The sequence below is a fragment of the Variovorax sp. YR750 genome, from assembly GCF_900109805.1.
GTDB classification, from domain to species: Bacteria; Pseudomonadota; Gammaproteobacteria; order Burkholderiales; family Burkholderiaceae_C; genus Variovorax; species Variovorax gossypii.
Genome location: NZ_FOBJ01000021.1, coordinates 12,868 through 36,149 on the forward strand (window position 1 = coordinate 12,868; position 23,282 = coordinate 36,149).

A 23,282-nucleotide genomic window follows, 5' to 3' on the forward strand; every position below is an offset into this window, starting at 1 on the left:
TCCTAGCATCCAGGCTCCAAGAACAAAGGAGACTCCATGCAACGCAGAGATTTCGTCCGGACGGCGACGCTGTTTCCGCTGGCGGGCAGCGGGCTGCTTCGCGCACAGCCCGACTGGCCGCAGCGCCCCGTCAAGTTCATCCTTTCGCAGCCCGCGGGCTCGGGGCCCGACATCCTCGCGCGCTACGTGGCCGACCGGCTCGCGCGAAGCTGGGCCCAGCCCATCGTGATCGAGAACAAGCCGGGCGGGCAGAACGTGATCGGCGCGCTGGCGGCGGCGCGGTCGCAGCCCGATGGCTACACCTTCTACTACGCGACCACCGCGGCGATGGTGACCAATGCCTACACCTTCAAGGCCCTGCCCTACGACCCGGCGAAGGATTTCGCGCCGGTGCGGCTGGTGGGGCGCAGCCCCTTCGTGATCGCTGCCGCGGCGAACTTCCCGGCCAGGAATCTGAAGGAGGCGCTGGCACTGGCCAAGGCGCAACCGGGCAGCGTCGCGATCGCCACCGAAGGCCCGAAGACCTTCTCCGGCATGCTGGCCGACAGCGTGGCCGGGATGGCCGGCGTGCGTTTCAACCATGTGCCCTACACCAAGGCGCCCGATGCACTGCAGGATGTGATCGGGGGGCGGGTGCCGCTGGTCTGCCTGCCCGATGCGGCTCTTACTGCATACCTCTCCGCGGGGAAGGTGCGTGCACTGGCCGTGAGCACCGCCGGGCGGCAGCCGGGCATGCCGGACGTGCCCGCGCTGTCCGAGACCTTCCCCGGTTTCGAGTACACGGGATGGAACGGTCTCTTTGCGCCGGCAGGTACGCCCACGGAGGTGATCGCGCGCGTCAACCGCGACCTGGAAGCCGTCATGCAGCAGCCCGAGGTGCTGCAGCGCCTGCAGACCCTCGGCTCGCAGGCCGAGCAGCGCATGTCGGTGCCGGAGTTCGAGGCCTTCATGCACAGCGAGCGCGAGCGCTGGGCCAAGCTGGTCAGGCAGCTCGACATCCGGCCCGAATAGCCCTGCGCTGGAGAAAAGAAATGACCCGTTGCCGCTGCGGCATCGATGTGCATGCGCATGTGGTGCCCGAGCACTTCCCGAGCTACATCGGCTCCAGGCTGCCGGCCGACTGGCCCTCGATGGCGCCCGCCCACGCCTGCCATCGCCACGTGATGATCGCGAACAAGGTGTATCGCACGGTGTCTGACCGCTGCTGGAGCACCGCACGCCGGCTCGAGGATCTGCCGGGCATGGGGCTCGCACTGCAGGTGATCTCGCCCATGCCGGAGCTCCTGTCGTACTGGATGGCCGCCCACGACGCCCACCAGTTGCTGCGCTACACCAACGATTGCATGGCCGGCATGGTGGCGCAGGGCAACGGCCGCATCGCGGCGCTCGGCGCGGTGCCGCTGCAGGACATCGACCTGGCGATTGCCGAGCTCGAGTACGTCGTGGGAACGCTGGGGTTCGCGGGCGTGGAGATCGGCAGCAATGTCAACGATGCGCCCGTGGGTGCCGCGCAGTTCGATGCCTTCTTCGAAGCCTGCGAGGCCCTGGGGGCCGCGGTGTTCGTGCACGCCTTGCGCCCGGCCGGCATGGACCGGCTGGTGGGCCCCGCGCCCTTGCAGCAGGTGCTGGCCTATCCGGGGGACGTGGGCCTGGCGGCCGCGTCGGTCATCACGGCCAACCTGCTGCTGCGCCGGCCGCGCCTGCGCATCGCGTTCAGCCATGGCGGCGGCACGCTGGCCACGTTGCTGCCTCGCCTGCAGCAGGGCTGGGAAGTGTTTCCCGCGCTGAAGGAGAGCATCACGGCCTCGCCCGCGGAGCAGGCGCGGCGGCTGTTCTACGACACGCTCGTGTTCGACGAGCCCCTGCTGCGCCACCTGGTGCATCGCTTCGGCGCCGGCCAGTTGATGGTGGGCACCGACTACCCCTTCAATTTCCATGACCGCACGCCGGTGCAGCGCATCGAGGCCGCCGGCTTCGATGAAGCCACGGTGGCGGCCCTGGTGCATCGCAACGCCGAGCGATTCCTCGGCCTTCCCAAGAAAGAGACGACCCTATGAGCTCCCCCTGGATCCAAGGTCTGCGCAGCGTGGCGCTCGAGGTGCCCGACCTCGCGCAGGCCGAAGCCTTCTACACCGGCACCTGGCGGCTGGAAGTCGCCCACCGCGGCGACTCCGTGCTGTACCTGCGCGGCACGGGCGGCGACGGCCACCTGCTGGCGCTGCACCAGGGCACGGAGGTCCCGCGCATCCGCCAGGTGACGCTGCGCGCGCGCAGCCGGGAGGCGCTCGATGCCGTGGCCGCCCGCGTCGTGACCGCCGGCGGCACCCTGCTGGCGCCGCCGCACGAACTCACGCGCGATCCCGCCGGTGGCGTCGGTCTGAAGTTCAAGGACCCGCACGGGCGCATCTTCCAGGTGGTGCACGGCGACAGCCGGCAGCCCGAGGGACCCACGGTCAAGGACCGGCCCATCCGCCTGACCCATGTGGTGCTCAACAGCCACGCGGTGGACGAGACGCAGGTCTTCCTGCAGCAGGCGTTGGGCTTTCGCCTGGCAGACCGCACCGGGATCATGGCCTTCATGAACTGCGATCGCGATCACCACACCATCGCCATCGGCATCTCGGACAACGATGCGCTCAACCACATCGCCTTCCTCATGCCCGACTTCGAATCGGTGATGCGCGGCGGCGGCCGCATGAAGGACGCGGGGTTTCCCATCCAGTGGGGCCCCGGCAGGCACGGCCCGGGCAACAACCTCTTCAACTACTTCATCGATCCCTTCGGCGTCGTCATCGAGTACACGGCCGAGGTGGAGCAGATCGACGACGGCTACGAGGCGCACGGCCCCGAGCACTGGAAGTGGCCGCCGGGCCGCGTGGACCAGTGGGGCATCTCTGCCGCCCCCGGCGCCGCCCTGAAGGACGCACAGCGGCGCATCTTCTTCGCAACGAACCCCTGATTTTTCCAACCGAGTGACATCCCGATGAAATTCACCACCTACCTGCGCCAAGGCGCACCGCGCCTGGCCCTTGTCGACGCCCAGGACCTGATCGATCTGAACGATGCCGACGCGCTGGTGCCGGCCGACCTGCGCGCCGCGCTGAGCGCCGGCGTCGACCTGCAGGCCGCGGCGCGGCAAGCACTGAGATCGGGTCAGCGTCAGCCCCTTGAAGGCGCGAGGTTGGCGCCGCTGGTGCCCGAGCCCGGCAAGATCGTCTGCCTGGGCCTCAACTACTACGATCACGCCAAGGAAGGCGGTCGCGAGAAGCCCGACTACCCCTGGTTCTTCTTTCGTGCGCCCTCGTCGCTGTTGGCCCATGGGGAGGCCGGATGGTTGCCCAAGGTGTCGACACGCTTCGACTACGAGGCCGAACTGGCGGTGGTGATCGGCCGCAAGGTGCCTCGGCACACGCCCCAGGCCCAGGCGCTGGCTTATGTCTTCGGCTACAGCTGCTTCAACGACATGAGCGTGCGCGATTACCAGAAGCGCACGCCCCAATGGACCATCGGCAAGAACTTCGACCGCACCGGCGGCTTCGGACCCGTGCTGGTCACCGCCGACGAATTGGCGCCGGGCGCCGCGGGCCTGCGCATCCAGAGCCGCCTGAATGGCCAGGTGATGCAGGACGCCAATACCGACGACATGATCTTCAGCGTCGCCGAGACCATCGCCTTGCTGGCACAGGTGCTGACCCTGGAGCCGGGCGACGTGATCGTGATGGGCACGCCCGCCGGCGTGGGCCAGGCGCGCACTCCACCCGTATGGATGCGCGCGGGCGACACCATCGAGATAGAGATCGATGGCGTCGGCCTTCTCTCCAACCCCATTGCGGATGAGGCGGCGTGAGCACGAGCGACATCTACGACGTCGCGATCGTCGGATACGGCCCGGTGGGGCAGGTGGCCGCAGGGCTGTTGGGACAGCGAGGATTCAAGGTCTACGTGTGCGAGCGCATGCCGGATGTCCACCAGATTCCCCGTGCCATCTCGCTGGACCACGAGATCATGCGCGTGTTCCAGCAGCTGGGCGTGGTCGAGGCTGTCGAGCCTTACATCGAGCCGTTCACCAACTCCGAGTACCTCGGCGCCGACGGTCAGCTGATCCGGCGCATGACCATGGTGGCGCCTCCCTATCCGCAGGGGTACACGCCTTCCATGGTGTTCACGCAGCCGCCCGTGGAGCGGGCACTGCGCGCGCGCGTGGCGCAGTTGCCCAACGTGACGGTGGACCTGGGCGTGGAGATGGGCGCGCTCGCGCAGGACCCGGAAGGCGTCATGCTGCAGATCGGCTCCGGGGGACAGGCTCGCGCCGTGCGTGCGCGCTACTGCATGGCCTGCGACGGGGGCAGCAGCGGCGTGCGCACCCAACTGGGCATCGAGATGCAGGACCTGGACTTCGACGAGCCCTGGCTGGTGGTCGATGTGCTGGTCAACGAGCGCGGCCTTGCCAAGCTGCCGAAGGTGAGCGTGCAGTACTGCGAGCCGCAGCGCCCGTGCACCCTGGTGATCGGTCCGAAGAACCATCGTCGCTGGGAGATCTCGATCCTGCCGGGCGAAGACCCCGTGCAGGTCGCCACGGCCGAGCACACCTGGCAGTTGCTGTCGCGTTGGCTCACGCCCGACGACGGTCAGCTGTGGCGCCAGGCGAGCTACCGCTTCCATGCGCTTGTTGCCCAGCAGTGGCGCCATGGGCGCGTCTTCCTGGCCGGAGACGCTGCGCACATGCAGCCGCCTTTCCTTGGACAGGGCATGTGCCAGGGCGTGCGTGATGTGGCCAACCTGAGCTGGAAGCTCGCGGCCGTGCTGCAAGGCGAGGTGTGGGGCGACGCTGGCGAGGCGCTGCTCGACAGCTATGGCACGGAACGCCGGGCCCACGTGCGCGAGCTCACCAGCCGCATCAAGGGCGTGGGAGCCGTCATCTGCGAGCGGGACGTGGCCAAGGCCAGAGCGCGCGATGCTCGCCTGCTGGAGGAGTGCGCAGGCCAGGTGCAGGACACGCCCCGCCAGGACATCCTGCCGCGCCTGGAAGACGGGTTCCTGTCGGGGCAAGCCAGCGCGGCACGCGGCGGCCTGTTTCCCCAACCGTGGCTGACTGGTGCAGCGGGAGCCCGCCAGCGCATGGACGAGCTGGCAGGTCATGGCTGGCGGCTCGTGCTTGCACCGGGCGTCGAGCGGGCTGGTGACGCTTCGATACCTGGCCTCACCGTGGTCGCGCTCGGCAGCGCGGACGATGTGGAGGGTGTTGCGGCCCACTGGTTCCAACGGCACGGGTGTGTCGCCGCGCTCCTGCGGCCTGACAACTACGTCTATGGCGTGGCCGGGACCGCCGCCGAAGCGGCTGCCCTGTGCGAGGAGGCTGCGGCGGCTCTTGGAGCGTCGGCCTGCATTGCGTGAGAGCATCGCGCAGTGAGCGAAAGAGGAGGCCGAGGCGCGAGGGACGCCCTGTTGCGGCGAGTGCCCCGGTTCGTTCGCGTGTTCCACCGCATGGGGGTGTCGATGGCATGCAGGCCGCGCGACAGCCATCGCTGCCAGCCCGGCGTGCATTCGGGCGCCAGCCGGGCAAAGACTGCGACGAACAAGGAGCCCTCAAGGGAATCCTCGTGAGGCAGGGCGCACGGCCTTTCTGTTGAAGGATGAAGCCGTAGGAGAATCTCCCGTTGCTCACGCCCGCCATTCGCCGGCGGCAGGTCCACAGGTTCCAACGGGAAGGATGCCACGCCATGGGATGCAGCATTTCGCGCAAAGAGGGTTCACAGGGCTCACGCATCGGACTTCGTGCTGCCACGGTCATGGCGCTCGCCCTGTCGTTGGCGCCCATGCTGGCGGCCGGCCAGAACCCCGACATGAGATGGTCGCAGGACCCCGCGACAGGGTGTCGCTTCGTGGCACCGGCCTCGCTGGGCGCGGCGCCTACCTACTGGAGCGGAAGCTGCCAATCCGGCAAGGCATCCGGGATCGGCATGCTCCGCACCCGCGTCGGTGCGAATGCGGGCTATGCGTTCTACGGCGAATTGCGCGACGGCATCCCGGTGATCGGTGCCGTCGATCTGGAGGGCGGCTTTCGGGTGGGGCGGTTCGTTGCTGGAGACATCGGGACGCGCGACACCGAATGGCAGGAGCGGCACGATGGCTTCGAGGCCGCCTTGCGCGCGGCACGCGCGGTCAGCGCGCACTATGCCGGGCAGAAGAATACCGCTTCGGCACGGCACTACAGTGCCGTCGCGAAAAAGCTGGAGACGCAGCTGGAGGGAGATTGACCGCGGGCTTCGCCTGCGGCGTTCGCAGAACGGCCTGCGGGCGCCAGTTGCATTGACGACGCTGATGCCAGAACTGCGCTGGGAGGCGACGAACCAAGCGACTGTGCATCACAGCTCCTGAAGAGTCTTGGTCAAGTTGTCTCCCCGTTGCGCTCGCTCCAAGAGGGGGTGTCTACCTGGCCGGAACATGCGACATGTGTGGGAGCCGGCCTGAAGGCTGTCAGCCCACTCCACACCGTGGCCCCGCATGGATGGGATGACTTGTTGCCCTTCGGGTCAGACGCAATCCCGTCCGAGCGGGCGCTGCTGCTGCCCGCCGCGACCTGTCAACGAGCAGCGGAACCTGGTGGGTCAGTGCATCTCTGCCAAGGCTTCCTTGACGCCCTGTTCCTGCAGCGGTGTGTCGGCGCCTGCTAGATGCAGCGCGGCATGCGGCGGCACGGGCGTGGCGCAGTCCTTGTGGACCACGCCGTCCTTCATCACCAGCTGCACCTTCGCCGGGTCCGTCAGCAGCGACAGGTCCTGCAGCGGGTCGCCATCGATCAGGACGATGTCTGCGAGAAATCCCGCTTTCAGCTGTCCCAATTCATCGGGACGTTGCATGATCTCGCCACCCAGCCGTGTCGCGGCCATCAGCGCCTCCTTCGGTGTCATGCCGATGTAGTCGACAAAGTACTGGAGGTCGTTGGCATTGGTGCCGTGCGGCATCCAGGCAAAGCCGTAGTCGCCGCCCGGCAGGATGCGAATGCCGCGCCTGTGCATCTCGCGCAGCGAAGCCGAGGCGATTTCCAGCTCGCGCTTGTATCCCATCTGAGTGGCGACGGCTTCCGTGATGCCGTACTCGGCCGCGTTGTAGGTGGTGCGGATGAGCCAGCCGATGCCCGGCGCGACAAAGTGCCGGTCCTTGGCCGCCTCGAGCATGTCCAGCGCTTCCGAATCGGCAAAGCTGGCGTGGTAGACCATCTCGATGCCGTGGCGCACGCACTGCTTGACCGATTCGCTGGAGCGCGCGTGCGCGGCCATGCGCTTGCCGTAGCGCTTGGCTTCCTGCGCCAGCATGGCGACCTCGTCTTCCGCAAACGGCGACATTTCCGCGGGCAGGCCGGCGATGTACTCGCCCGACAGATTGATTTTCAGGTGATCGACGCCGTACTTGATGAAGGTGCGGGCCGATCTTCGGATCTCCTCGGGGCCGCTGCAGACGCTGCCGAAACTGAGTTCTTCGAACTTCATGTGTGGCAGCGTGTTGTCGCCCAGCGCGCCGATGGTGGTGATCTCCTGGCTGCCGGCCAGGTAGCGCGGGCCGGGGAACTCGCCCGCATCGATGGCGTTGCGCAGGACCACGTCCAGGCGCGGCTTGGCCGCAGCCGCGCCGATCGCGCAGGTCCAGCCCATGTCGAGGTAGCGTTTGGCCACGCGCACGCACCAGAGCATGTGCTCTTCGGGCGGCATGAACTGAATGGCCGCGAGAGACGGCTGGTCGTTCCACGAGAAATGCGTGTGGGCCTCGGTCATGCCCGGCATGAGGAAGCGGCCCTTGCCGTCGATCACGCGCGCGTCGTCGGTGCTCACGCGCTTGGGAAGGCGCGCCACTTCGACGATGCGCTTTCCTTCCACGAGCAGATCGCCGGTGTAGGGGTCTTCGCCCGAGCCGTCGAAGATGCGGACATTGGTGAATGCAATACGGGTCATCGTTGTCTCCTTCGGCCTGTACGGCCGGCCATGGGTGGTCGAATGGAATCCGGCGCCGCCTCAGTGCAGTGCCGCGTAGAAGGCTTCGAGCTCTTGCGTGCAGCGCTGCGGCTGCTCGAAAGTCGTCCAGTGGCCGCATCCGTCGAGCACGACGAGGCGGCTGCCGGCGATGCGTTCCTGCATGGCGCGGACGCTGGCCGGCGGGGCCACACCGTCCTGGTCGCCGGTGACCAGCAGCGTCGGGACGTCAAGGCGTTCGAGCGCGGCCGGCTGCGCATCGGCCAGCGCCGCACAGCTCTGCGCGTAGCCCTCGGGCGACTGGCGCATCACGCTCTCTCGCACCAGCGCGAGCACCGCCGGCTGCAACTCCTTCGTCTGTGCGCTGGTCGCGCCCTTCACGATGGCATCGGCGATCTCCTGCATGGCCGCCGCGCTGCCGCGCGCCGCGTGGGCACGGGCTGCGATGCTGGGGCGCGCGGCATCCGAGGGCGCAGCCAGCGGCCCGAAGAGTGCCAGCGATCTCACCGTCCCGGGGCGGCGCAGCGCCAGATGTTGGGCGACGATCGTGCCCATCGAGTGCGCCATCACATGCACCTTGCCGATGTCGAGCACAGAGAGCAGGCTCACCATCGCGTCCACGTAGCGCTCGATCGACAATGCCTTGCCGTCCGCGGGCAGCGGTGACCTTGCGCTGCCCGGCAGATCGGGCCGGATGCGCCGAAAACCGCCGAGCGCCGACAACACGGGCGTCCAGGCGTTCGAGGAGCCGCCGAGCCCGTGGATGCACAGCAGTGCCTCGCCGTCACCGTCGATTTCGACGCTCAGATCGTTCAGTACTTGAGTGGTCATGCACAGCCCCTCAGACGAACTTGTTCTCGATGGCGCCGAGCCGGTCGATCTCCACACGCACGACGTCGCCGGCGCGCAGGTAACGCGGCGGGCTCATGCCCATGCCCACACCCGCCGGCGTGCCGGTCGCGATGACGTCGCCGGGGTAGAGCGTGATGCCGCGCGAGATGGTCTCGATCAGCGTGGGGATGTCGAAGATCATGTTCTCGGTCGGGCCGTCCTGGCGCAGCTCGCCGTTGACCCAGCAGCGCACGCGCGTCCTGGTGCCGTCGAACTCGTCGGCGGTGACGATCCACGGCCCCATCGGGCAGAAGGTGTCGAAGGACTTGCCCATGTCCCACTGCCCGTGGCGCACCTGCACATCGCGCGCGGTCACGTCGTTGACGACCGTGTAGCCAAACACATGCGACATCGCGGCGGCGCGTGTGATGTTCTTGCCGCCCTTGCCGATCACGACGGCCAGCTCGGCTTCGTAGTCGATCTGCGTGGACACCTCGGAAGGCACGAACACGTCGTCGTGCGGGCCCACGACGCACTCGGGTACCTTGGTGAAGACGATGGGCCATTCGTCGGTCCTGGCCGCGTTGTCCTTGAACACCGAGGTTGCCAACTCCTTGGCGTGCGCATGGTAGTTGCGCCCCACGCACCAGAGGTTGCGGCGCGGCTTGGGCAGCGGCGCGTCGAGCACCACGCTGTCCAAGTCGATGGCGGGACCGGCGACCTCCGGAAGCGAGCCGCCATCGGCCAGCGACTCGATCAGCGTCAGCACGCCGCCCTCGGCCTGGGCCTGCGTGAGCTGCAGTGGGGTGACGGTCTTTCCGTCGGTGGAGACGAGGCCGACCTTGCGGTGGCCTTCGCTCGTGAAAGTGGCGATTCGCATGAAGAGTTGCTCCTGTGTTCCAGCGATGCGGTAACTCTAGAAATTGCGAGCCGACCCCGCTTATCGGCCGGTCCGGCGGCATATCAAATCGTCTGGTGTGCTCCTAAGGACTTACCCGGGGGCGCCATGCCGGCCAGGGGGCGGGGGAGGAACAATCGCCGCAAACCACCTCGATGAAGCACGCAGATGCAGGAAGCCTATGCACTTCACGAAGGCGCGTTCGGCACGGCGATCGTCCTGGAGGCGAGCGCCAATCTGGTGTCGCACGCGCACTCGGAGACGCAGCTCGCCCTTTGGCTGGGCGGAGCGCGCGCGTGCGCGCATGTCGGCGCGGAAACCGTGCCCTACAGCGAAAGCGTGGCGCTGGGCGTGAACGCGTTCGAGGCGCACGACATGGTTCGCCTGGACGACAGCGGCTCGAGCCTGTTCATCGTCTTCATGATCAAGAAGGAGTGGCTCGACGAGCTTGGCCAGGCGAAGGACCGCAGCTTCCGGTTTCCCTCGCCGCGCGTGCCCATCGGGGCTGCGCTGCGCCGTTCATGCTGGCGCGTACTGGACCTGATGATCTCCGCGGGCAGCGGACGCGAGCGGATCGACCAGGAAGTCGAGCGCTTGCTGGAGGCGGCCATCGCGGCCTCCACGGCCGGCGGCGTTGATGCGCCCGTTGCGGGCGGCATCGGCGTTGCGCTGGACCATCGCCTGCGCGCCGCCATCGCCCACATGCGTGCCCATGTGTCCGAGAAAACGACCATCGACGAGATCGCGGCCAAGGTCGGCCTTTCGCGCGCGCACTTCTTTGCCTTGTTTCGAGACCAGTTGCACACGACGCCGCAGGTGTTCTGGAGCGGGGTGAGGGTCGAGGAGGCGATGCGGCGCGTCAGTGAAGGCGGCGAACTCACGGACGTGGCGCTCGACCTGGGGTTTTCAGCGCCTGGCAACTTTTCGCGCTTCTTCAAGGAACACACCGGGATTTCGCCCTCGATTTTCAAGCGGGCCACACGTGCGCCTTCGCCAGTCACTGTCACGGGAATACCGCGTGAAGGCCAGCCGTCCTAGGCACGTGGAGGCGCTGCGGCGTGGCCTGCCACCGGATCAAAGTCAAACGCCCCATCGCCGTGAATCGCTGAACAAACACCAAGCAGCATCAATGTGGGCGTCTGTGCGCGGGTGGCTGCCTTCGCGTCCGAAGCGGCCATTGCCCGTCGCGACACGAACGACGGCTGCTGGCCGTGAGCAGATTTGTCGCTAGAGGCACATAAACAGCAGGAGGCTCTTGCCCTGACCAATCGCCTGCCGAGCAAATCCGCTCATCGCCTCTACGACCGGCTCAACGCCAGGGCCGTCGGCGCCCATATGCACCAGTTCATCGTGTTTGGCCCAGGACATTGCGACTTCCGCGACGGCGCCGGACTGCACCGCAGAAAGCCTTTGCACGAAGTCCTGCGGAAATTCAAAGACCCATCGCTCCTCCGTGTGCGCAAGGAGGTACTTCTCACCCTCAAAATCCACCGCGCCAGTTCCGCCGAGAGCGGACCAAAGTCCGGCGAGCGCCATGTTGTCCAAAGAGTTGAACTGCAAGCGAGGCCAGCTACCAGAAGCAGCGGAAAGAATTTCGGGTGCATCGCCAGTCGAGGCAATCAGGATGTCCGTGAGCATGCTTGATAGATTTTGAGCGTTGAAATCGTATGACTGCTCGTGGCCGCCTGTAGTCGTTCATGCCACCCCAATGCAAGATTCACTATACGCACAAACCCCCGGGGCGACCGGCTTGGGAGAGTGCGCCATCTCGCGTGGTACGCCGTCTAGAGAAAGTCGCGCCAAGGCGACGCATCTAGGGCGGCTTTTGCTTGTGCCACGCCGCCCTCTTTGTAGGCATTGGCAACTGCGACGGTGGAAGATTGCAATTGAAGCAATTCGCCTGTCGTTGGTCCACGTCTCAGGGCAGTGGGCTGCTCCGGGATTCTCTCGATGATTTCGCGCAGTTCTCGAATGACTTTCTGATGCTCCAGATGCCGCTCACAAGCTGAACCGCGCACCTCACTCAGAGCCAAATCGACGATCCATCCGTTGTGGGGCACGCTGTCGCGAGCCCGTCGTAGATGGCTTGCATAGGCAGCGTGAGGTCGGAGCGCAGCAAGAAAGGATGCTTCAACGACGCCCTGCCACGAATAATGAGTAGACAGATCGGCTACAAGTTTTTCGTCCAGTGCGCTGGCCGCTTTTGCGCATGCATATAGCGTATCGAGCGGCTCATACTTCACCAACGGAAATTGACAGAGAAGCGAAGCCAACTCCCGCCCATCGTCTCGCAGTCTTGTCCAGAATCGAAGCGCCGCTTGCGGCTTCATGAAACGGAAATATGGAACCTCATGTAGGAGGCGGAGCACATCGGATTCAACGTAGAACACATCGCACCTACTAAATTCTTTCGGGTTGAATGCTTCGATCCGAAGCTGGAGGAATTTCGGCCGGCGACAGGCGGCTAGTCCTTGTATATCAGCTTGCTCTCAATGTCCGGTCCTGGCCGAGGCTGTGTGGAAACGGCCTGACTTGCGAGTATGCCGAACCAGCGACTGATTCATCCAGTTGTTGTGGGCCGCTGGACGCGCAGCGTGGCACGCCCGAGGGGCAAGAAGGCAAGCAAAGGGGGCTCATGCCCCGATCAATCTCATCGCCTTCATCGTTCTGCTCATGCCCAGTATCGAGATCACCCGCTTCATGTTGTAGGCCAGCACGTGCAGGCTCATCTCAGTGCCCACGTTCGCCAGCGTTTTGGTGAGGAAGTGGGTCGAACCCATCCAGTGTTTGAGCGTGCCGAAGACGTGCTCGACGGTGCGCCGTCGTAACGTCATTGCATCAGGCTTGCGATCCAGTCGCTGCTGCGCGCGCTCGAGCACCGCTTCGTGCTCCCATCGCCGCACTCGCCGATAGGCACTGGGTGTGCACTGAGGCTTCAGCGGGCAACTGGGGCAGGCGCTGGTCCAATATAGGCGTGCATGCAGGCCGCTCTTCTCCACAGTGCTGAACCTGAAGATGGCCCGTTGTCCTGCTGGGCATAGGTACTCGTCGTCCTTCGCGATGTAGATGAAGTCGCTCTTGTCGAAGCGACCGTCCGCCTTGGCGCCGGAGGTCATCGGCTTGGGCACGTAGGCCGCGATGCCCGCATCCTCACAAGCCTTGAGTTCCGTGCCGTTGAAGTAGCCGCGATCAGCAAGTGCTTGCAGCTTGGTTTTGTTCATCGCTTCGCGCGCAGCGTTGGCCATCTTGCTCAGCTGCGCGCGGTCGTTGCCGACGTTGGTCACCTCGTGCGCCACGATCAAGTGGTGCTTCGCATCGACCGCCGCCTGCACGTTGTAGCCCACCAGGCCCGAGCCCGTGGCCTGTGAGTTCATCGAGCGCGCGTCAGGGTCAGTGAGCGAGCGTTGGCCGTCGGGCTCGTCCTTCAGCTCTTCTCGGGTGTCGTCGAGCTGCTTCATCTGATTGCGCAGCTTCTTGATCTTGTCCTGCAGTCGCTCGGTCTTGGCTTCAACCTCGGCAGGCTGGGTGCGATCGGCCGTCTCCAGGGCGTCTAGGTAACGCTGGATGCTCTGCTCGATCTGCTTCTGGCGCCCGTCGATCTTGCCGGGTGTGAAGTTGCGGTCTCGACTGTTGACTGCCTTGAACTTGCTGCCATCGATGGCCACCACAGCGCTGGTGAACAGCTTGAGCTCGCGGCACAGGATGATGAATTGACGGCACGCGTTGCGGATGCCCTGGCCGTTGTGCCGACGGAAGTCTGCGATAGTCTTGAAGTCAGGCGCCAATCGGCCGGTGAGCCACATCAGTTCCACGTTGCGCTGCGCTTCGCGCTCCAGGCGCCGGCTCGACTGAATGCGGTTTAGATAGCCGTAGATGTAGAGCTTAAGCAGCACCGATGGGTGGTACGAAGGTCGTCCGGTTGCTGCTGGCTCGACACCTTGGAAGCCCAACGCGTGCAGATCAAGCTCCCCGACGAAGGCATCCACGACTCGCACCGGGTTGTCTTCGCCGATATAGTCGTCCAGGCACTCTGGCATCAAGGTCACTTGCCGCCGGTCCTCGCTCTCGAATCGCCTCATGAGCCACCACCTTGTTCAGACGGGTTGGCTCAATATAGGTGACCATCGAGGGTGTTTCCACACAGCCTCGGCCGAGATTTGCCGCTGCTCAGGCCCTGAATTCCCGAATCACTTCGATAGCGCCCACGATGTTCTCATTGAGTTCGTCGAGGTCCTCGGCGGGGATCCACCATTCCGTATGGTGGTCACCACCTACTTTCTGAATCTCGTAGCGGTCCATGAAAGCCTTGCGCACATGGAATCGCGTCACGCAACCATATCCGCTTGCCTTGACATTCCAATCGCTGGCGATGTCGATTGCGTACTGCTCGTTGGTGACGGGGTAGAAGATGGGCTGCTCCGGCAGGCGTGGCGGCCATTTGGTAAATCCACTCTGCCGCACGAGTGCGATCTCCTCAGGTCCGGTAGGGCGGTAGAGGACAACGGTGTCACTCATCTCTTGCTCCTGCGGTGCGTCATCGACGAACTGGCCTGCGCCGATCCGGCATGGGCGATCTCGGCGCGCAACGCGTCGAAGTGCACGGCAGTCCATTCGTCGGAGGGTCCGGATTCAAGTCCGGCAAGGAGGGCTGTTCGGAGTTGCTCGCGCTCCAGGTCCCGGCGGATCAGGTCGCGCACGTATTCGCTGACATTGCCATAGCGACGTTCCGCGACCTGTGCTTCGACAAACGCCTTCATCTCATCCGGAAGGGAAATTTCATCATCGTCATGCGATGCACTCTACCGTGCCATGGCAAGCCTTGCCATAGAGGATTGGCCGGCCTGGCTTGGCGCGCGTTGGTCGACGGCGGAGTTTCGTGCTGTGCAATGCCGGCTGGCACGGCGATGGGTGGCCTGTGCATGCGATGCCAGTGTTGCGGAAGGCGTCCTGTGCTCGGATCATCGCGCTCCCTCCCTGTCGCAGGCGTACGGGCCGCTTGACTTGAGCGACCTCGGCATCGCGTCCCGCGAGGTGCTTCAATTTGCCAAGACTCAGCTTCTAATAAATAATCCGATGTATCGGAACAATTTTTGGAAACCCGCAATGACTGAAATGGTCATGCGTCAGAGCAGCGCTACGGAAGCTGCTTTCATCGCCAACGTCGACGAGCGCGACATCCATCGGCTCGTTGACGAGGAACTGCTGCCGCCCTTGTTGCTTGAAGCCGCCAGGGCGGCTCGTAGGTTCGATACATTCGTCTGCGTGCTTGGTTCGTTCTACTTCCACGAGAGTGCGGCTTTGACGAAGGACGCTCGTAAAAAGGTCATGGGCGAGCTCGCTGAGCGCATCGGAAAATCTCTCGCCGTCCTTGCGGACAAGCAGTCTGCCAATGTCTCCACGCTGAACTGGACGGTTTCGATCGACGACGTGATCTGCGTCAACCTGAAAGGTCTTGCCGAGGAGACGGCACATCGGGCAGCGGTGCTGGCCAAGGCGGAAGCGCTGGTGAATTCGGACGAGGCAACCATGGGCGGTGAACCCGTGTTCGTTGGCACGCGTGTGCCGGTTCGGACCGTCGCCACGTGGATCGCTTCCGGAGAGAGCAAAAAGGTCATTCGAGAGTCTTTCCCGACGCTGACCGACGAGATGGTCGAAGCGGCGCCGCTATGGGTGAAGACGCATCCGCAACGCGGCCGACCGAAGTCGTTTGGTGATCTCAATCCGGGCTGGAAAACGGTGTCGTCCAAGCGGGTGAAGCTCGGCGCCCGATGAGGTTCCTGATCGACGAGTGCCTGCCGCCGGAGTTGGTCAAGATCGCCGAGGCGCGAGGGCATGCGGCGAGCTTCGTTCCTTGGGTCGGGAAAGCAGGGCTGAAGGACTGGAACCTGGCGCTGCTGGCCATCAACGGCAACATGGTCCTGGTCACAAACAACAGCAAAGACTTTCGCGGTGAAAGGAGTCGGGGCGGCCATACCACCAAGGAGCAGATTCATCCCGGCTTGGTGTGCTTGAACTGTCATCCGGCGCAACGCGACCGCACGACGCTGGCCCAGCTTTTCGAGGTTGCCCTTGAGGAGATCGGGACGACAAAGATCTGATCAACACCGTCATCGAAGTCACGCTGGATGGCGATGAAGCAGAGGTGTCGCGGTACATCTCGCCCGAACTGACCTAGCGTGGCCTCGGAGCCGCTTTTTGTGGGGGCATCCACAACTTCGGAGAGCGAGCCGGGTAGGTCGACTCGGTGCTGTATGTACGGGCCTTGCCAGCCTCCACCCGGGCGAAGGGGCTTCGCTGAAGACACGCGAGCCCCATCTGGATCCATTCAATTGCGCGAAAGCAGTTCATCGATGCGACTGCTCAGGTGCGCAAGCAAGCGTTCTGCATGGGCCGGGACAGCCTCGATTCGGCCAACGAAAAGAGGGGTTCTTCGGGGAGGCGTCAGCGAGTCCGCTTTCCCCTTCCTCTTCTCGTTTCGGTCTTGCCGGTTGGCTCGCGCGCTTCAGTCGGCCCGGGTGACGAGCACGTCGCCTGCCTGAGGTCCGTTGACGATGGCCCCGGTCTCGTCGCGCTCCACCTCGATGCCGATGCCACAACGCCTCGGGCTCACCTCCCACACCCAGCCGTGCAGCGCACGCGGGCTGCTCTTGGGTGAAATCAGCGGCATGTTCATCCGCAGGCCGTCCTCGCTGCCCAGGTCCACCCAGACCATCACGGTGGAGTCGTCCGGGTCGGTGGGGGCGGCACCGACTTCGACGATCGTGGCCCGCAGCGGCTCGCGATGCACCAATGCCTGCAACGCGGCGGGCAGGTCCTCGAACGCGGGAGCGGCCATCCCGTCGGAGTCCTCACCGGGAAACGGATCGGCCAGCCGCGTGGGCCGGAAGTAGTGCTCCGAACTGCCCATCGTCGCGCGCCCGCCGATGGCCGTCGCCATGTCCTCGAGGCGGCAGGCCTGCAGCAGCAGAGGACCCGCACGGCCTTGCATCAGGTACAGCGCGTCGTCATTGACATCGCTGCCCAGCGAGTTGCGCGTGAACACCAGGTCGAGCCGCAGCAGGCAGTCGCCTCCCTCTGTTTCAATCGCCCGATAGTGCCCGCTGTAGTGCCGTATGCCCGAGGGCTCGCCGGTCTTGTGGTCGTTCTTCCAGAAGAGCAACTGATAGCTGCCATCCGCCTGCAGTGCAAGGAGCCGGCGCCAGTCGATGTAGGTTGACAGGTAGAGCCCGCTCGGGTGGCCGTCTTTTCTTTCCACATCTCTGAAGGCGCAGCGGTATTCCTCGGGCAGGGCCGCGGAAACGCTGTTGGGCGCTGGTGCCGGCGGGGCCTGCTCGCGGTCGACCTGTGCACGCAACTGCTGGTGAAGTGCGAGCGCGTCCGTCCTGACGATCTTCAGCATCTGCATGGACAGAAGCATCGGATCGACATGGTAGGCCTCGCCGGCGCTCAGGGCACCGGCTTGTTGCCGTCCGGCGTCGAGCATGGCCGGACGGATGAACTCATCGACCTGGCCTGGATCGCTCAGAACGCCATTGAACAAGTCCGCCAGGCTCCAGCTCAGGACGCGGGTGCTGCGGCTCACGGGGTTCAGCGTCGAGACGTCCTCGTCCGTGGCCGTGAGCTTTCTGTAGAAGAGGAGCGTGCCGAACGGCGTGAGCGCAATGGGCACGCGCACGGTGGCACTGGGCAGCGAGACGATCCACCGATCGAGTGTGGATTGCCAGGCATCCGGGTCGATCAAGCAGATCTGCCGGCGGCCGTAGAGTCCCAGGCCGTGCTTGCGCCACAGCTCGAGCAGTGCGACGGGCAGCCGCCCCTCGTATCGGCCCAGCAAATCCTTCGTCGCTGGCACGCAGCTGGCATGCGGAGGGTTTGCCTTGATGAATGGATGGAGCTTGATGCGACCGAACATGGGCTTGGATGACGAAGAAGGGAGGGGCCGCGAGGCCTGCCATGGCCGGCGAGCGCCAGGCTCAGAGGCTGTTGGCCTCACCGCCGGGCAGGTTGAAGGATTCGCCCTCGGGAAATCTTAGCTGAGGGCTGGGGATCGAGCGCCTGTGAACGGCTGCAAAGCTCACGCAGCATGCCGCGCCGATCACGGGGATCAGCCATACCAGGGCCAGCTGAAGTCCTTTTTGTTGTGGCGAGTAGAAGTCGCTGCGCAGCACGATCACCGTCGTTATCAGGTTGCCTACGAATACCGCGACAGCGGTGCCGATGAGGGCGTAGTACAAATTTCCGACCAACGCATCTCCCCAAGGTTCCTGTGCTGAAGCAATGTAGCCAAGGGGTCACGAGGCCGTCAATCGGCTGACGCCACCCGACGCGTGTTCTCCTCGTCGTGGGTGGCCATGCGGCACTGCACTTGCCGAGATGAGGCAGGCATTGTTTGCTGCTTTCCTCGATGTGAAGCGATACGGCGGGCCGAGCGATCAATGGCTTTCGATGCTCCACGCGTCGATATGGTGCCGCGCTTAACGTAGAACGCCAGGTGCGTACCGCGGTGAGCCGGTGGAAGGGGGGCGCGCAATGTGCGCATAGGCCTCTTCCAAAGCGTCGATGGAGCCCAGCGCAGCATGTGCTGCATTTTCGTCCAGATCGTGCTCAATGATGGAATCTGTGGGTTTGCGTGCGGTGGTCCTTGGTTTATCCGCGGCACGTCCCCGGCTGCGTAATGCCTTGAAGTAGGCTGCATTGGCCGGTTACCTAGGCGGCTCTGCCGAGCAGCGAGTCGCGAAGATGTAGGGGCTCCTGAGCCTTGCGGAACAGCTCGCGCGTGTGTTCGCTACTGGTATCGGATGCGCGTTTTGGACTTGCTCGTCCACGAAGGATTTGAATGTGTGGAACAAAGGAAATGTTCAACGTGCTCATCGATCGATTGCCGCGACTCATGTGTGTCACCTTTCGTGTCTGCGTCGTCTCCGCCTGCTCGGGCGATTCGGCTGCCGACGCTTCTTGGGATCGCTTGCATATGGCAACATCAACCCGGCAAGCTGGAGGAAAAGCCGCGCTCAGGTATAGCGGCCGAGAATGCTCCAGGACCACCTTGGCCAGTACTGGAAGAACATGGCAAAGAGCGCGCGCGTCAAGAAAAACGACGAACACATTACCCTTGATCAGATCAAGAAACTGGCTGTCATGGCCATGTTTTCCGACGACGACCTCATGGATCAGCTGGTGCTGAAAGGTGGCAACGCGATGGCCCTTATCCACAAGTTGACCTCGCGTGAATCTGTCGACCTCGACTTCTCGATGCGCCATGATTTTCCGGATGAGCCCGAAGCCGTGCAGGACCGCATTGAGCTTGCATTGCAACGCACATTTCGGCTTGCGGGCTACGAACCCTTTGATCTCAAGATGGAGGAGCGGCCGGCCGAAGTCAGCCCGGATCTCGCCGGCTTCTGGGGTGGCTACGGCGTCGAGTTCAAGCTGGTGCCGCATGCCCAGTTTGCGGCGCTGAAAAACGAACTTCCGAGGCTGAGGAACGCAGCGCTCAGCATTGGGCAGGGCCGCAAGTTCTTCATCGACATCAGTCGCTTCGAGTACGTCGATGACAAGGAATCCACCGAGCTGGATGGCTACCGCATCTACGTGTATTCGCCGCTGATGATCGCCTGTGAAAAGCTGCGAGCCATCTGCCAGCAGATGAACGAGTACGCCCCTGTCGTCAAGCGCAACAACCGCGCTGGTTCGCAGCGCGCCCGCGACTTTCTCGACATCCACACCCTGGTTGAAGGACTGGCACTGGACATGCTCTCGCCCAAGGCCCTGGACATCACACGCCAGATGTTCAAACTCAAGCATGTCGACCTGGACTGGCTCGGCAATATCAACAGCTATCGCGAGTTCCACCGCCAGGGCTTCCCTTCGGTGAAGGCCACCGTCAGCCGAGACTTCGACCTGCAGGAGTTTGATTTCTATGTGGACTATGTTGTGAAGCTGGCCAACGATGTCTTGGCTAAGGCCCGCGCGGCGCCGGCCTAAAAGCCTTCGGGTACGTGCAGCCGCCAAGCCTGCACGTACCTGGTCGCGCTCATCTCGTGGGTGAGATAGAAATCAAACTCCATTGGAAACCGGCGCATCAGGTCCAGCGAACTGGCACGGTAGCCCGCACGCTCCAGATAAAAGCCGATGGCCTGGTGATAGGGGTAGGTGAACCGCAGCTTACCCAGCATCGCGCCCATCGTGTTCACCGAAACAACGTCCTTCGCCAGTTCGAAGGCCTTGGCCACCTCGAACACTCCGCCACAGTATGCGGGCCGCACGGCTGCATCGATCAATGTGCGCTCGATGCTGGTGGCCGGCACGCTCACGCGGCTCTCCGAACTCAGCTGGGCCTCGTGTTCCAGCACGCCCAACTCGCCCGTGTTGGCACTGTTGATCAACAGCACCTGCCAGTTCTTGAAATCGACGGAATTGTTGCTGATGCGGGCCGGCTGCTGAAACGCGTCGTCAATCGCCGACTGGGTGAGAGGGGTGCTCCACTGCGTGTCGCTGGATCGCTCGTGGCTGAGACAGAGAACCTTCGGAACCTGTTCCGTCAAGCCATGGAGCCGCATGGCGGTGTAGTGGCTGTAGTAGCTGCGCGGTTTCAAATGAAGCAGCAGTTCCATCGTTGGCAGATCCCCCCAGACATACAGCGTCTCCGCTTGATGGGGGAATGCGAACCTGTGTTCCCGAAGCTTGCCTTGCTTCTTGAGGAAGGCGATGAAATCGCTAAGGGTTGTGCGTTGAGCCAGACGCCAATCCGCTCGCTCGCGCGCAAGAATGCCCATCATCTGCTTGGGTCTGATCACGGGAGGGCGTGCCGCGAAGTACGCCAGGATGTCTGGTTTGGCGATCTGGAGACGAGAACGATCGGTGACTGAGTTTGCCGTGCTACGTGGCATATATGCCACGTAGCATATCAAATTCGCGGACGAATTGCAAGTCAAGCAGGTTACTGCCTATGGCAGTTGACAAAGGTGATCTGCATGTATATGCTAATTGGCATATATGCCAATTAGCACGATGAACGATTGATGACGCATTTGACGTAGCTGCTTCCCTGGTAATCCCCCGAATAATGCATCGACAAAGAGGTAGTGCATGAGATAGGCTCGAAAGCCTATAGGCTTTCGAGCCTATCTCAGCCTCCTGCCCTCCTGCCTTTGTGTGCGAGCTTCACCTTCTCGTCAGCCATGGGGCGTTGGATTGCACCGATCTCTGCCCCTGGATTTGGAGTGGCTCCCCTCGTCGGGATAGTCACTCCATTCAGAGGATCAATTTTCGGTGGCATTCAACAGCAAGGGGGCATCACCGAGTCCCTGGAGGCGGAACAGATTCTTCTTGCCTGGTTCGGCCACCTCCCGATTGCAGTTCAGGCGTCTCAGAACGGAGGTCAAGGCAAGGCAGGCCTCGATTTGTATTTAAAAATTTGCTCTACGAGTCGGTTCTATAAAAAATCTGAGCTATGTATGAGAAATCTGGGGCATTGGTGATTGGCTGCGAATTCCTCCTGAGCCGCATCCCCTTGCGCATGGTGCCGTTGCGCCGGCCCGCTCGGATCATGCCCGTCACCCGGATCGAGCAGATGACCGAGATGGAGATGGTCGCCGTGCCCCGCGGCGCGGCAGTGCCAGAAGGCTTTCGCCCGAGGCCTTGCCCCGATTTTTCTTCGGGTTGGAGTTGCTTCCCCGGGTGAGACGAATCAGCCGATCGCCCAGATCGTCTCGAACTACTGGCCCTCTTCTCGACTTGATGCGGATACGACCTTGTGTGGCAAGGTCCCGGTAGTTCTGCTCGACGATCCGTGAGCGTGCTCTTCGGGGGCCATGTTGCATCGTTCAGGTCGGTCTGTGCGGTGTCGCGGGTGCAGGGTGCGGCGTTCGTGTGGCCGATGCAGGTGAAGGGACGCAACATAGGGCGCACGCGTGGTGCTGATCGATGTCGCAACCTGCGCCCCGCTTTTGGCGAAGAGTCGCCAGGCAGTCCACCTTGGGGACCGACTAGGAAACTGTGCTCCCGGGGGCCGGCTGCAGCATGCCGCTCGTTCTTGGGTCTGCCTCGGCCAGGCGCAGGACATGGTCGCTGTCCCACTGATAGTGAAGGCAGGGGATACGTTGCTGTTCGACACCACGGCGCTGCACGGCATTGAGGTCATCCACTCGGGACTGGTGTCGTACCTGTCGGCGATTTACACGCTGAGGGAGTAGGGTGGGCGCTGGCGGTCCTCCTGGCGCGGGGGAAGGGTGGTGGCATGCGCTTTCTGTCGTGGGCTGTGCTGCATGTGGACATCTGCTTTCGGGGCCGCCTCCTTGCCGACGCATCGCGCGCTTGTGACCGATATCCAGGGCGAGGGCTTTGCCACCGTCCTCACCCGGTCCTCGCACTGCTCGGCTGCGGCTTCCGGGCGGTCCCTGGACATCGGTCCGTTCGCGCGCGGACCCCGCGTCGAGGCGGCTCCGAAAGCAGATCAGATGTCCAGTTCACGCACCGCGGCACATCCCGCAGAAAGGCCCTGCCATGCACGCCATTCCTTCATCGCCGATGTCGTCGTCGATTCCGTTTCTGCGCGCAGTGGCCATCCGAACTGCCGCGGGCGTTCCCCCCGTGCCCCCCGAGGGCTCACCACCAGCAGGCCGTTCTGAAGGCAAGGGCCAATGGTCCTCCGGGAGGACGTTTCGCCAACGCGCCGACATGGATGTGCGACGGGCTGTGTCCGACCGGGTCGCTGCGATGCTCGCGCGAGGGGAGTCGGTGTTCCGCGAACGGTGGGCGCGCGCGGCGGCACATGGAATGCCGTGCAATGGGCACACGGGCGTGCCGTATCGCGGGGTCAATGTGCTGTTGCTGCTGGACGCCCTGGCCGCGCAGGGCTATGCCTCCAACGTCTGGCTCACCTACCGGCAGGCCGCCGGGCTTGGCGCCCAGGTGCGCCGGGGCGAACGGGCGGTGCTGTGCGCGCAGTTCGAGCGTGGCGCGGGGGATGGGGCTTTGTCGCGAGGCGGACTGCGGTGCGAGCCATTCTGGCTCTTCAACGTCGCACAGATCGAGGGGCTTCCCCCAGAAGTCCTCGCGCGCTGCGCTACGAAGGAGATGCCGCTGTCGTCTTGTTTGCCTGTCGAGCGCACGCTGCGTCTGCTGTGCGGCTGCGATGCGCGCATGCGCTACGGCTATGAGCATGTGGTGTACGTGCCGGGGGCCGACGAGATCCGGATGCCGTGGCCCGCGACCTTTGCGAGCGCGCAAGCCCACTGCGCGGCCGTGCTGCGCGCGCTGGTGCACTGGAGTGGTCATGCGAGTCGGATGGACCGCGGCTTCGGCCATCGGGTGGGCGATGCGGCCTGGGCGTTCGAGGAACTGGTGGCCGAGCTCGGCAGCATCTTCCTCATGGGCCATTGCAGCCTGCCCGGTACGGCCATGAAGGGGCATACGGTCGCCTGTCTCGATGCGTGGCTTCGGCTGCTGCGCAGCGATCCCACCGCCATCTTCGCGGCCGCGCGCCATGCAAATGAGGCCTTCGCGTTCATCGCGGCGAGGGCGATGCCGAGGCTGGATCCGCTCGAGTCGTTCGGCCATGGCTGAGGGGCCCGGACCTCGTTGGA

23 protein-coding genes and 1 pseudogene are annotated in these 23,282 nt (G+C 64.1%); 13 read left to right on the forward strand and 11 right to left on the reverse strand.

Going from position 1 to position 23,282, the window contains the following annotated elements; all coding sequences use genetic code 11:
* Window positions 1-36 precede the first annotated feature (36 nt).
* The 7 genes from BMY35_RS33100 (at window position 37) to BMY35_RS39145 (ending at window position 6,674) form a co-directional block, all read left to right on the forward strand.
* Complete coding sequence (locus BMY35_RS33100; RefSeq protein WP_093208572.1) at window positions 37-1,011, forward strand: Bug family tripartite tricarboxylate transporter substrate binding protein; 975 nt, start codon at window positions 37-39, stop codon at window positions 1,009-1,011.
* A 20-nt stretch (window positions 1,012-1,031) separates the two neighbouring features.
* Complete coding sequence (locus BMY35_RS33105; RefSeq protein WP_093208574.1) at window positions 1,032-2,057, forward strand: amidohydrolase family protein; 1,026 nt, start codon at window positions 1,032-1,034, stop codon at window positions 2,055-2,057.
* Complete coding sequence (locus BMY35_RS33110; protein ID WP_093208576.1) at window positions 2,054-2,959, forward strand: VOC family protein; 906 nt, start codon at window positions 2,054-2,056, stop codon at window positions 2,957-2,959. The genes BMY35_RS33105 and BMY35_RS33110 overlap by 4 nt, the downstream gene beginning before the upstream one ends.
* A gap of 24 nt (window positions 2,960-2,983) precedes the next feature.
* Complete coding sequence (locus tag BMY35_RS33115) at window positions 2,984-3,847, forward strand: fumarylacetoacetate hydrolase family protein (RefSeq protein ID WP_093208579.1); 864 nt, start codon at window positions 2,984-2,986, stop codon at window positions 3,845-3,847.
* Entirely contained in the window at window positions 3,844-5,394 is a 1,551-nt protein-coding gene (locus tag BMY35_RS33120; RefSeq protein WP_256230321.1) for a bifunctional 3-(3-hydroxy-phenyl)propionate/3-hydroxycinnamic acid hydroxylase, read from the forward strand. The genes BMY35_RS33115 and BMY35_RS33120 overlap by 4 nt, the downstream gene beginning before the upstream one ends.
* A gap of 326 nt (window positions 5,395-5,720) precedes the next feature.
* Window positions 5,721-6,257, forward strand: coding sequence for a hypothetical protein (locus BMY35_RS33125; RefSeq protein WP_218153034.1), 537 nt, complete (start codon window positions 5,721-5,723; stop codon window positions 6,255-6,257).
* 198 nt (window positions 6,258-6,455) lie between these two features.
* A complete protein-coding gene (locus BMY35_RS39145) occupies window positions 6,456-6,674 on the forward strand; it encodes a hypothetical protein (RefSeq protein WP_371287226.1) in 219 nt (72 codons plus the stop codon).
* On the opposite strand, the gene BMY35_RS33130 is transcribed toward BMY35_RS39145, so the two are convergent.
* The 3 genes from BMY35_RS33130 to BMY35_RS33140 are packed head-to-tail and all read right to left on the reverse strand — an operon-like array spanning window position 6,609 to window position 9,678.
* Window positions 6,609-7,949, reverse strand: a complete 1,341-nt coding sequence (locus BMY35_RS33130; protein ID WP_093208580.1) for a metal-dependent hydrolase family protein — start codon at window positions 7,947-7,949, stop codon at window positions 6,609-6,611. The two genes, BMY35_RS39145 and BMY35_RS33130, sit on opposite strands and share 66 nt — an antisense overlap.
* 60 nt (window positions 7,950-8,009) lie before the next feature.
* Window positions 8,010-8,798 (reverse strand): alpha/beta fold hydrolase, encoded by a 789-nt coding sequence (locus BMY35_RS33135; protein ID WP_093208583.1) that lies wholly within the window; start codon window positions 8,796-8,798, stop codon window positions 8,010-8,012.
* Between the two features lie 10 nt (window positions 8,799-8,808).
* On the reverse strand, window positions 8,809-9,678 hold the full coding sequence (locus tag BMY35_RS33140) for a fumarylacetoacetate hydrolase family protein (RefSeq protein ID WP_093208584.1): 870 nt from the start codon (window positions 9,676-9,678) through the stop codon (window positions 8,809-8,811).
* 186 nt (window positions 9,679-9,864) lie between these two features.
* Here BMY35_RS33140 and BMY35_RS33145 point away from each other — a divergent pair, with 186 nt between their 5' ends.
* Window positions 9,865-10,734: a helix-turn-helix domain-containing protein gene (locus BMY35_RS33145; RefSeq protein ID WP_093208587.1), complete on the forward strand. Its 870-nt coding sequence runs from the start codon at window positions 9,865-9,867 to the stop codon at window positions 10,732-10,734.
* A 189-nt stretch (window positions 10,735-10,923) separates the two neighbouring features.
* On the opposite strand, the gene BMY35_RS33150 is transcribed toward BMY35_RS33145, so the two are convergent.
* The 5 genes from BMY35_RS33150 to BMY35_RS33165 all read right to left on the reverse strand — a co-directional run bounded on the left by BMY35_RS33150 (window position 10,924) and on the right by BMY35_RS33165 (window position 14,471).
* Window positions 10,924-11,334, reverse strand: coding sequence for a hypothetical protein (locus tag BMY35_RS33150; protein ID WP_093208590.1), 411 nt, complete (start codon window positions 11,332-11,334; stop codon window positions 10,924-10,926).
* A gap of 146 nt (window positions 11,335-11,480) precedes the next feature.
* Window positions 11,481-12,026 (reverse strand): hypothetical protein, encoded by a 546-nt coding sequence (locus BMY35_RS38020; protein WP_126472302.1) that lies wholly within the window; start codon window positions 12,024-12,026, stop codon window positions 11,481-11,483.
* Window positions 12,027-12,329: 303 nt separating this feature from the next.
* Window positions 12,330-13,775: an IS1182 family transposase gene (locus tag BMY35_RS33155; protein WP_093208592.1), complete on the reverse strand. Its 1,446-nt coding sequence runs from the start codon at window positions 13,773-13,775 to the stop codon at window positions 12,330-12,332.
* Window positions 13,776-13,863: 88 nt separating this feature from the next.
* Complete coding sequence (locus BMY35_RS33160) at window positions 13,864-14,211, reverse strand: hypothetical protein (RefSeq protein WP_093208594.1); 348 nt, start codon at window positions 14,209-14,211, stop codon at window positions 13,864-13,866.
* Window positions 14,208-14,471 (reverse strand): type II toxin-antitoxin system ParD family antitoxin, encoded by a 264-nt coding sequence (locus BMY35_RS33165; RefSeq protein ID WP_256230371.1) that lies wholly within the window; start codon window positions 14,469-14,471, stop codon window positions 14,208-14,210. The genes BMY35_RS33160 and BMY35_RS33165 overlap by 4 nt, the downstream gene beginning before the upstream one ends.
* Window positions 14,472-14,505: 34 nt before the next feature.
* Here BMY35_RS33165 and BMY35_RS33170 point away from each other — a divergent pair, with 34 nt between their 5' ends.
* Together BMY35_RS33170 and BMY35_RS33175 are read left to right on the forward strand one after the other, a co-directional pair.
* Window positions 14,506-15,468, forward strand: a complete 963-nt coding sequence (locus BMY35_RS33170) for a DUF433 domain-containing protein (protein WP_093208599.1) — start codon at window positions 14,506-14,508, stop codon at window positions 15,466-15,468.
* The gene (locus BMY35_RS33175) at window positions 15,465-15,794 is read left to right on the forward strand and encodes a DUF5615 family PIN-like protein (RefSeq protein WP_177213762.1); all 330 of its coding nucleotides are present in this window, start codon (window positions 15,465-15,467) and stop codon (window positions 15,792-15,794) included. Before BMY35_RS33170 ends, BMY35_RS33175 begins: the two co-directional genes overlap by 4 nt.
* 404 nt (window positions 15,795-16,198) lie before the next feature.
* Here the strand turns inward: BMY35_RS33175 and BMY35_RS33180 are convergent, their stop codons facing one another.
* Complete coding sequence (locus BMY35_RS33180; protein WP_093208601.1) at window positions 16,199-17,608, reverse strand: GAD-like domain-containing protein; 1,410 nt, start codon at window positions 17,606-17,608, stop codon at window positions 16,199-16,201.
* Between the two features lie 61 nt (window positions 17,609-17,669).
* Complete coding sequence (locus BMY35_RS33185) at window positions 17,670-17,930, reverse strand: hypothetical protein (protein ID WP_093208604.1); 261 nt, start codon at window positions 17,928-17,930, stop codon at window positions 17,670-17,672.
* Between the two features lie 796 nt (window positions 17,931-18,726).
* Here BMY35_RS33185 and BMY35_RS33195 point away from each other — a divergent pair.
* Complete coding sequence (locus BMY35_RS33195) at window positions 18,727-19,680, forward strand: nucleotidyl transferase AbiEii/AbiGii toxin family protein (protein WP_256230327.1); 954 nt, start codon at window positions 18,727-18,729, stop codon at window positions 19,678-19,680.
* Here the strand turns inward: BMY35_RS33195 and BMY35_RS33200 are convergent.
* Window positions 19,677-20,492 (reverse strand): type IV toxin-antitoxin system AbiEi family antitoxin domain-containing protein, encoded by an 816-nt coding sequence (locus BMY35_RS33200; RefSeq protein ID WP_256230329.1) that lies wholly within the window; start codon window positions 20,490-20,492, stop codon window positions 19,677-19,679. The genes BMY35_RS33195 and BMY35_RS33200 overlap by 4 nt on opposite strands.
* Before the next feature lie 1,287 nt (window positions 20,493-21,779).
* Here BMY35_RS33200 and BMY35_RS38025 point away from each other — a divergent pair.
* A pseudogene (locus tag BMY35_RS38025) lies at window positions 21,780-21,890 on the forward strand (XRE family transcriptional regulator); the annotation flags it as partial.
* Window positions 21,891-22,200: 310 nt separating this feature from the next.
* Window positions 22,201-23,262, forward strand: a complete 1,062-nt coding sequence (locus tag BMY35_RS33210) for an ArdC family protein (protein WP_256230331.1) — start codon at window positions 22,201-22,203, stop codon at window positions 23,260-23,262.
* Window positions 23,263-23,282 lie beyond the last annotated feature (20 nt).

What these genes read in the sequence shown, in the direction of transcription:
- BMY35_RS38020 (WP_126472302.1), bottom strand. Translation starts at nt 12,026, where the DNA reads ATGAAGCCGCAAGCGGCGCTTCGATTCTGGACAAGACTGCGAGACGAT.
- BMY35_RS33105 (WP_093208574.1), top strand. Translation starts at nt 1,032, where the DNA reads ATGACCCGTTGCCGCTGCGGCATCGATGTGCATGCGCATGTGGTGCCC.
- BMY35_RS33180 (WP_093208601.1), bottom strand. Translation starts at nt 17,608, where the DNA reads ATGTTCGGTCGCATCAAGCTCCATCCATTCATCAAGGCAAACCCTCCG.
- BMY35_RS33195 (WP_256230327.1), top strand. Translation starts at nt 18,727, where the DNA reads ATGCTCCAGGACCACCTTGGCCAGTACTGGAAGAACATGGCAAAGAGC.
- BMY35_RS33175 (WP_177213762.1), top strand. Translation starts at nt 15,465, where the DNA reads ATGAGGTTCCTGATCGACGAGTGCCTGCCGCCGGAGTTGGTCAAGATC.
- BMY35_RS33110 (WP_093208576.1), top strand. Translation starts at nt 2,054, where the DNA reads ATGAGCTCCCCCTGGATCCAAGGTCTGCGCAGCGTGGCGCTCGAGGTG.
- BMY35_RS33140 (WP_093208584.1), bottom strand. Translation starts at nt 9,678, where the DNA reads ATGCGAATCGCCACTTTCACGAGCGAAGGCCACCGCAAGGTCGGCCTC.
- BMY35_RS33100 (WP_093208572.1), top strand. Translation starts at nt 37, where the DNA reads ATGCAACGCAGAGATTTCGTCCGGACGGCGACGCTGTTTCCGCTGGCG.
- BMY35_RS33155 (WP_093208592.1), bottom strand. Translation starts at nt 13,775, where the DNA reads ATGAGGCGATTCGAGAGCGAGGACCGGCGGCAAGTGACCTTGATGCCA.
- BMY35_RS33160 (WP_093208594.1), bottom strand. Translation starts at nt 14,211, where the DNA reads ATGAGTGACACCGTTGTCCTCTACCGCCCTACCGGACCTGAGGAGATC.
- BMY35_RS33210 (WP_256230331.1), top strand. Translation starts at nt 22,201, where the DNA reads ATGCACGCCATTCCTTCATCGCCGATGTCGTCGTCGATTCCGTTTCTG.
- BMY35_RS33135 (WP_093208583.1), bottom strand. Translation starts at nt 8,798, where the DNA reads ATGACCACTCAAGTACTGAACGATCTGAGCGTCGAAATCGACGGTGAC.
- BMY35_RS33145 (WP_093208587.1), top strand. Translation starts at nt 9,865, where the DNA reads ATGCAGGAAGCCTATGCACTTCACGAAGGCGCGTTCGGCACGGCGATC.
- BMY35_RS33170 (WP_093208599.1), top strand. Translation starts at nt 14,506, where the DNA reads ATGGCAAGCCTTGCCATAGAGGATTGGCCGGCCTGGCTTGGCGCGCGT.
- BMY35_RS33130 (WP_093208580.1), bottom strand. Translation starts at nt 7,949, where the DNA reads ATGACCCGTATTGCATTCACCAATGTCCGCATCTTCGACGGCTCGGGC.
- BMY35_RS33150 (WP_093208590.1), bottom strand. Translation starts at nt 11,334, where the DNA reads ATGCTCACGGACATCCTGATTGCCTCGACTGGCGATGCACCCGAAATT.
- BMY35_RS33125 (WP_218153034.1), top strand. Translation starts at nt 5,721, where the DNA reads ATGGGATGCAGCATTTCGCGCAAAGAGGGTTCACAGGGCTCACGCATC.
- BMY35_RS33115 (WP_093208579.1), top strand. Translation starts at nt 2,984, where the DNA reads ATGAAATTCACCACCTACCTGCGCCAAGGCGCACCGCGCCTGGCCCTT.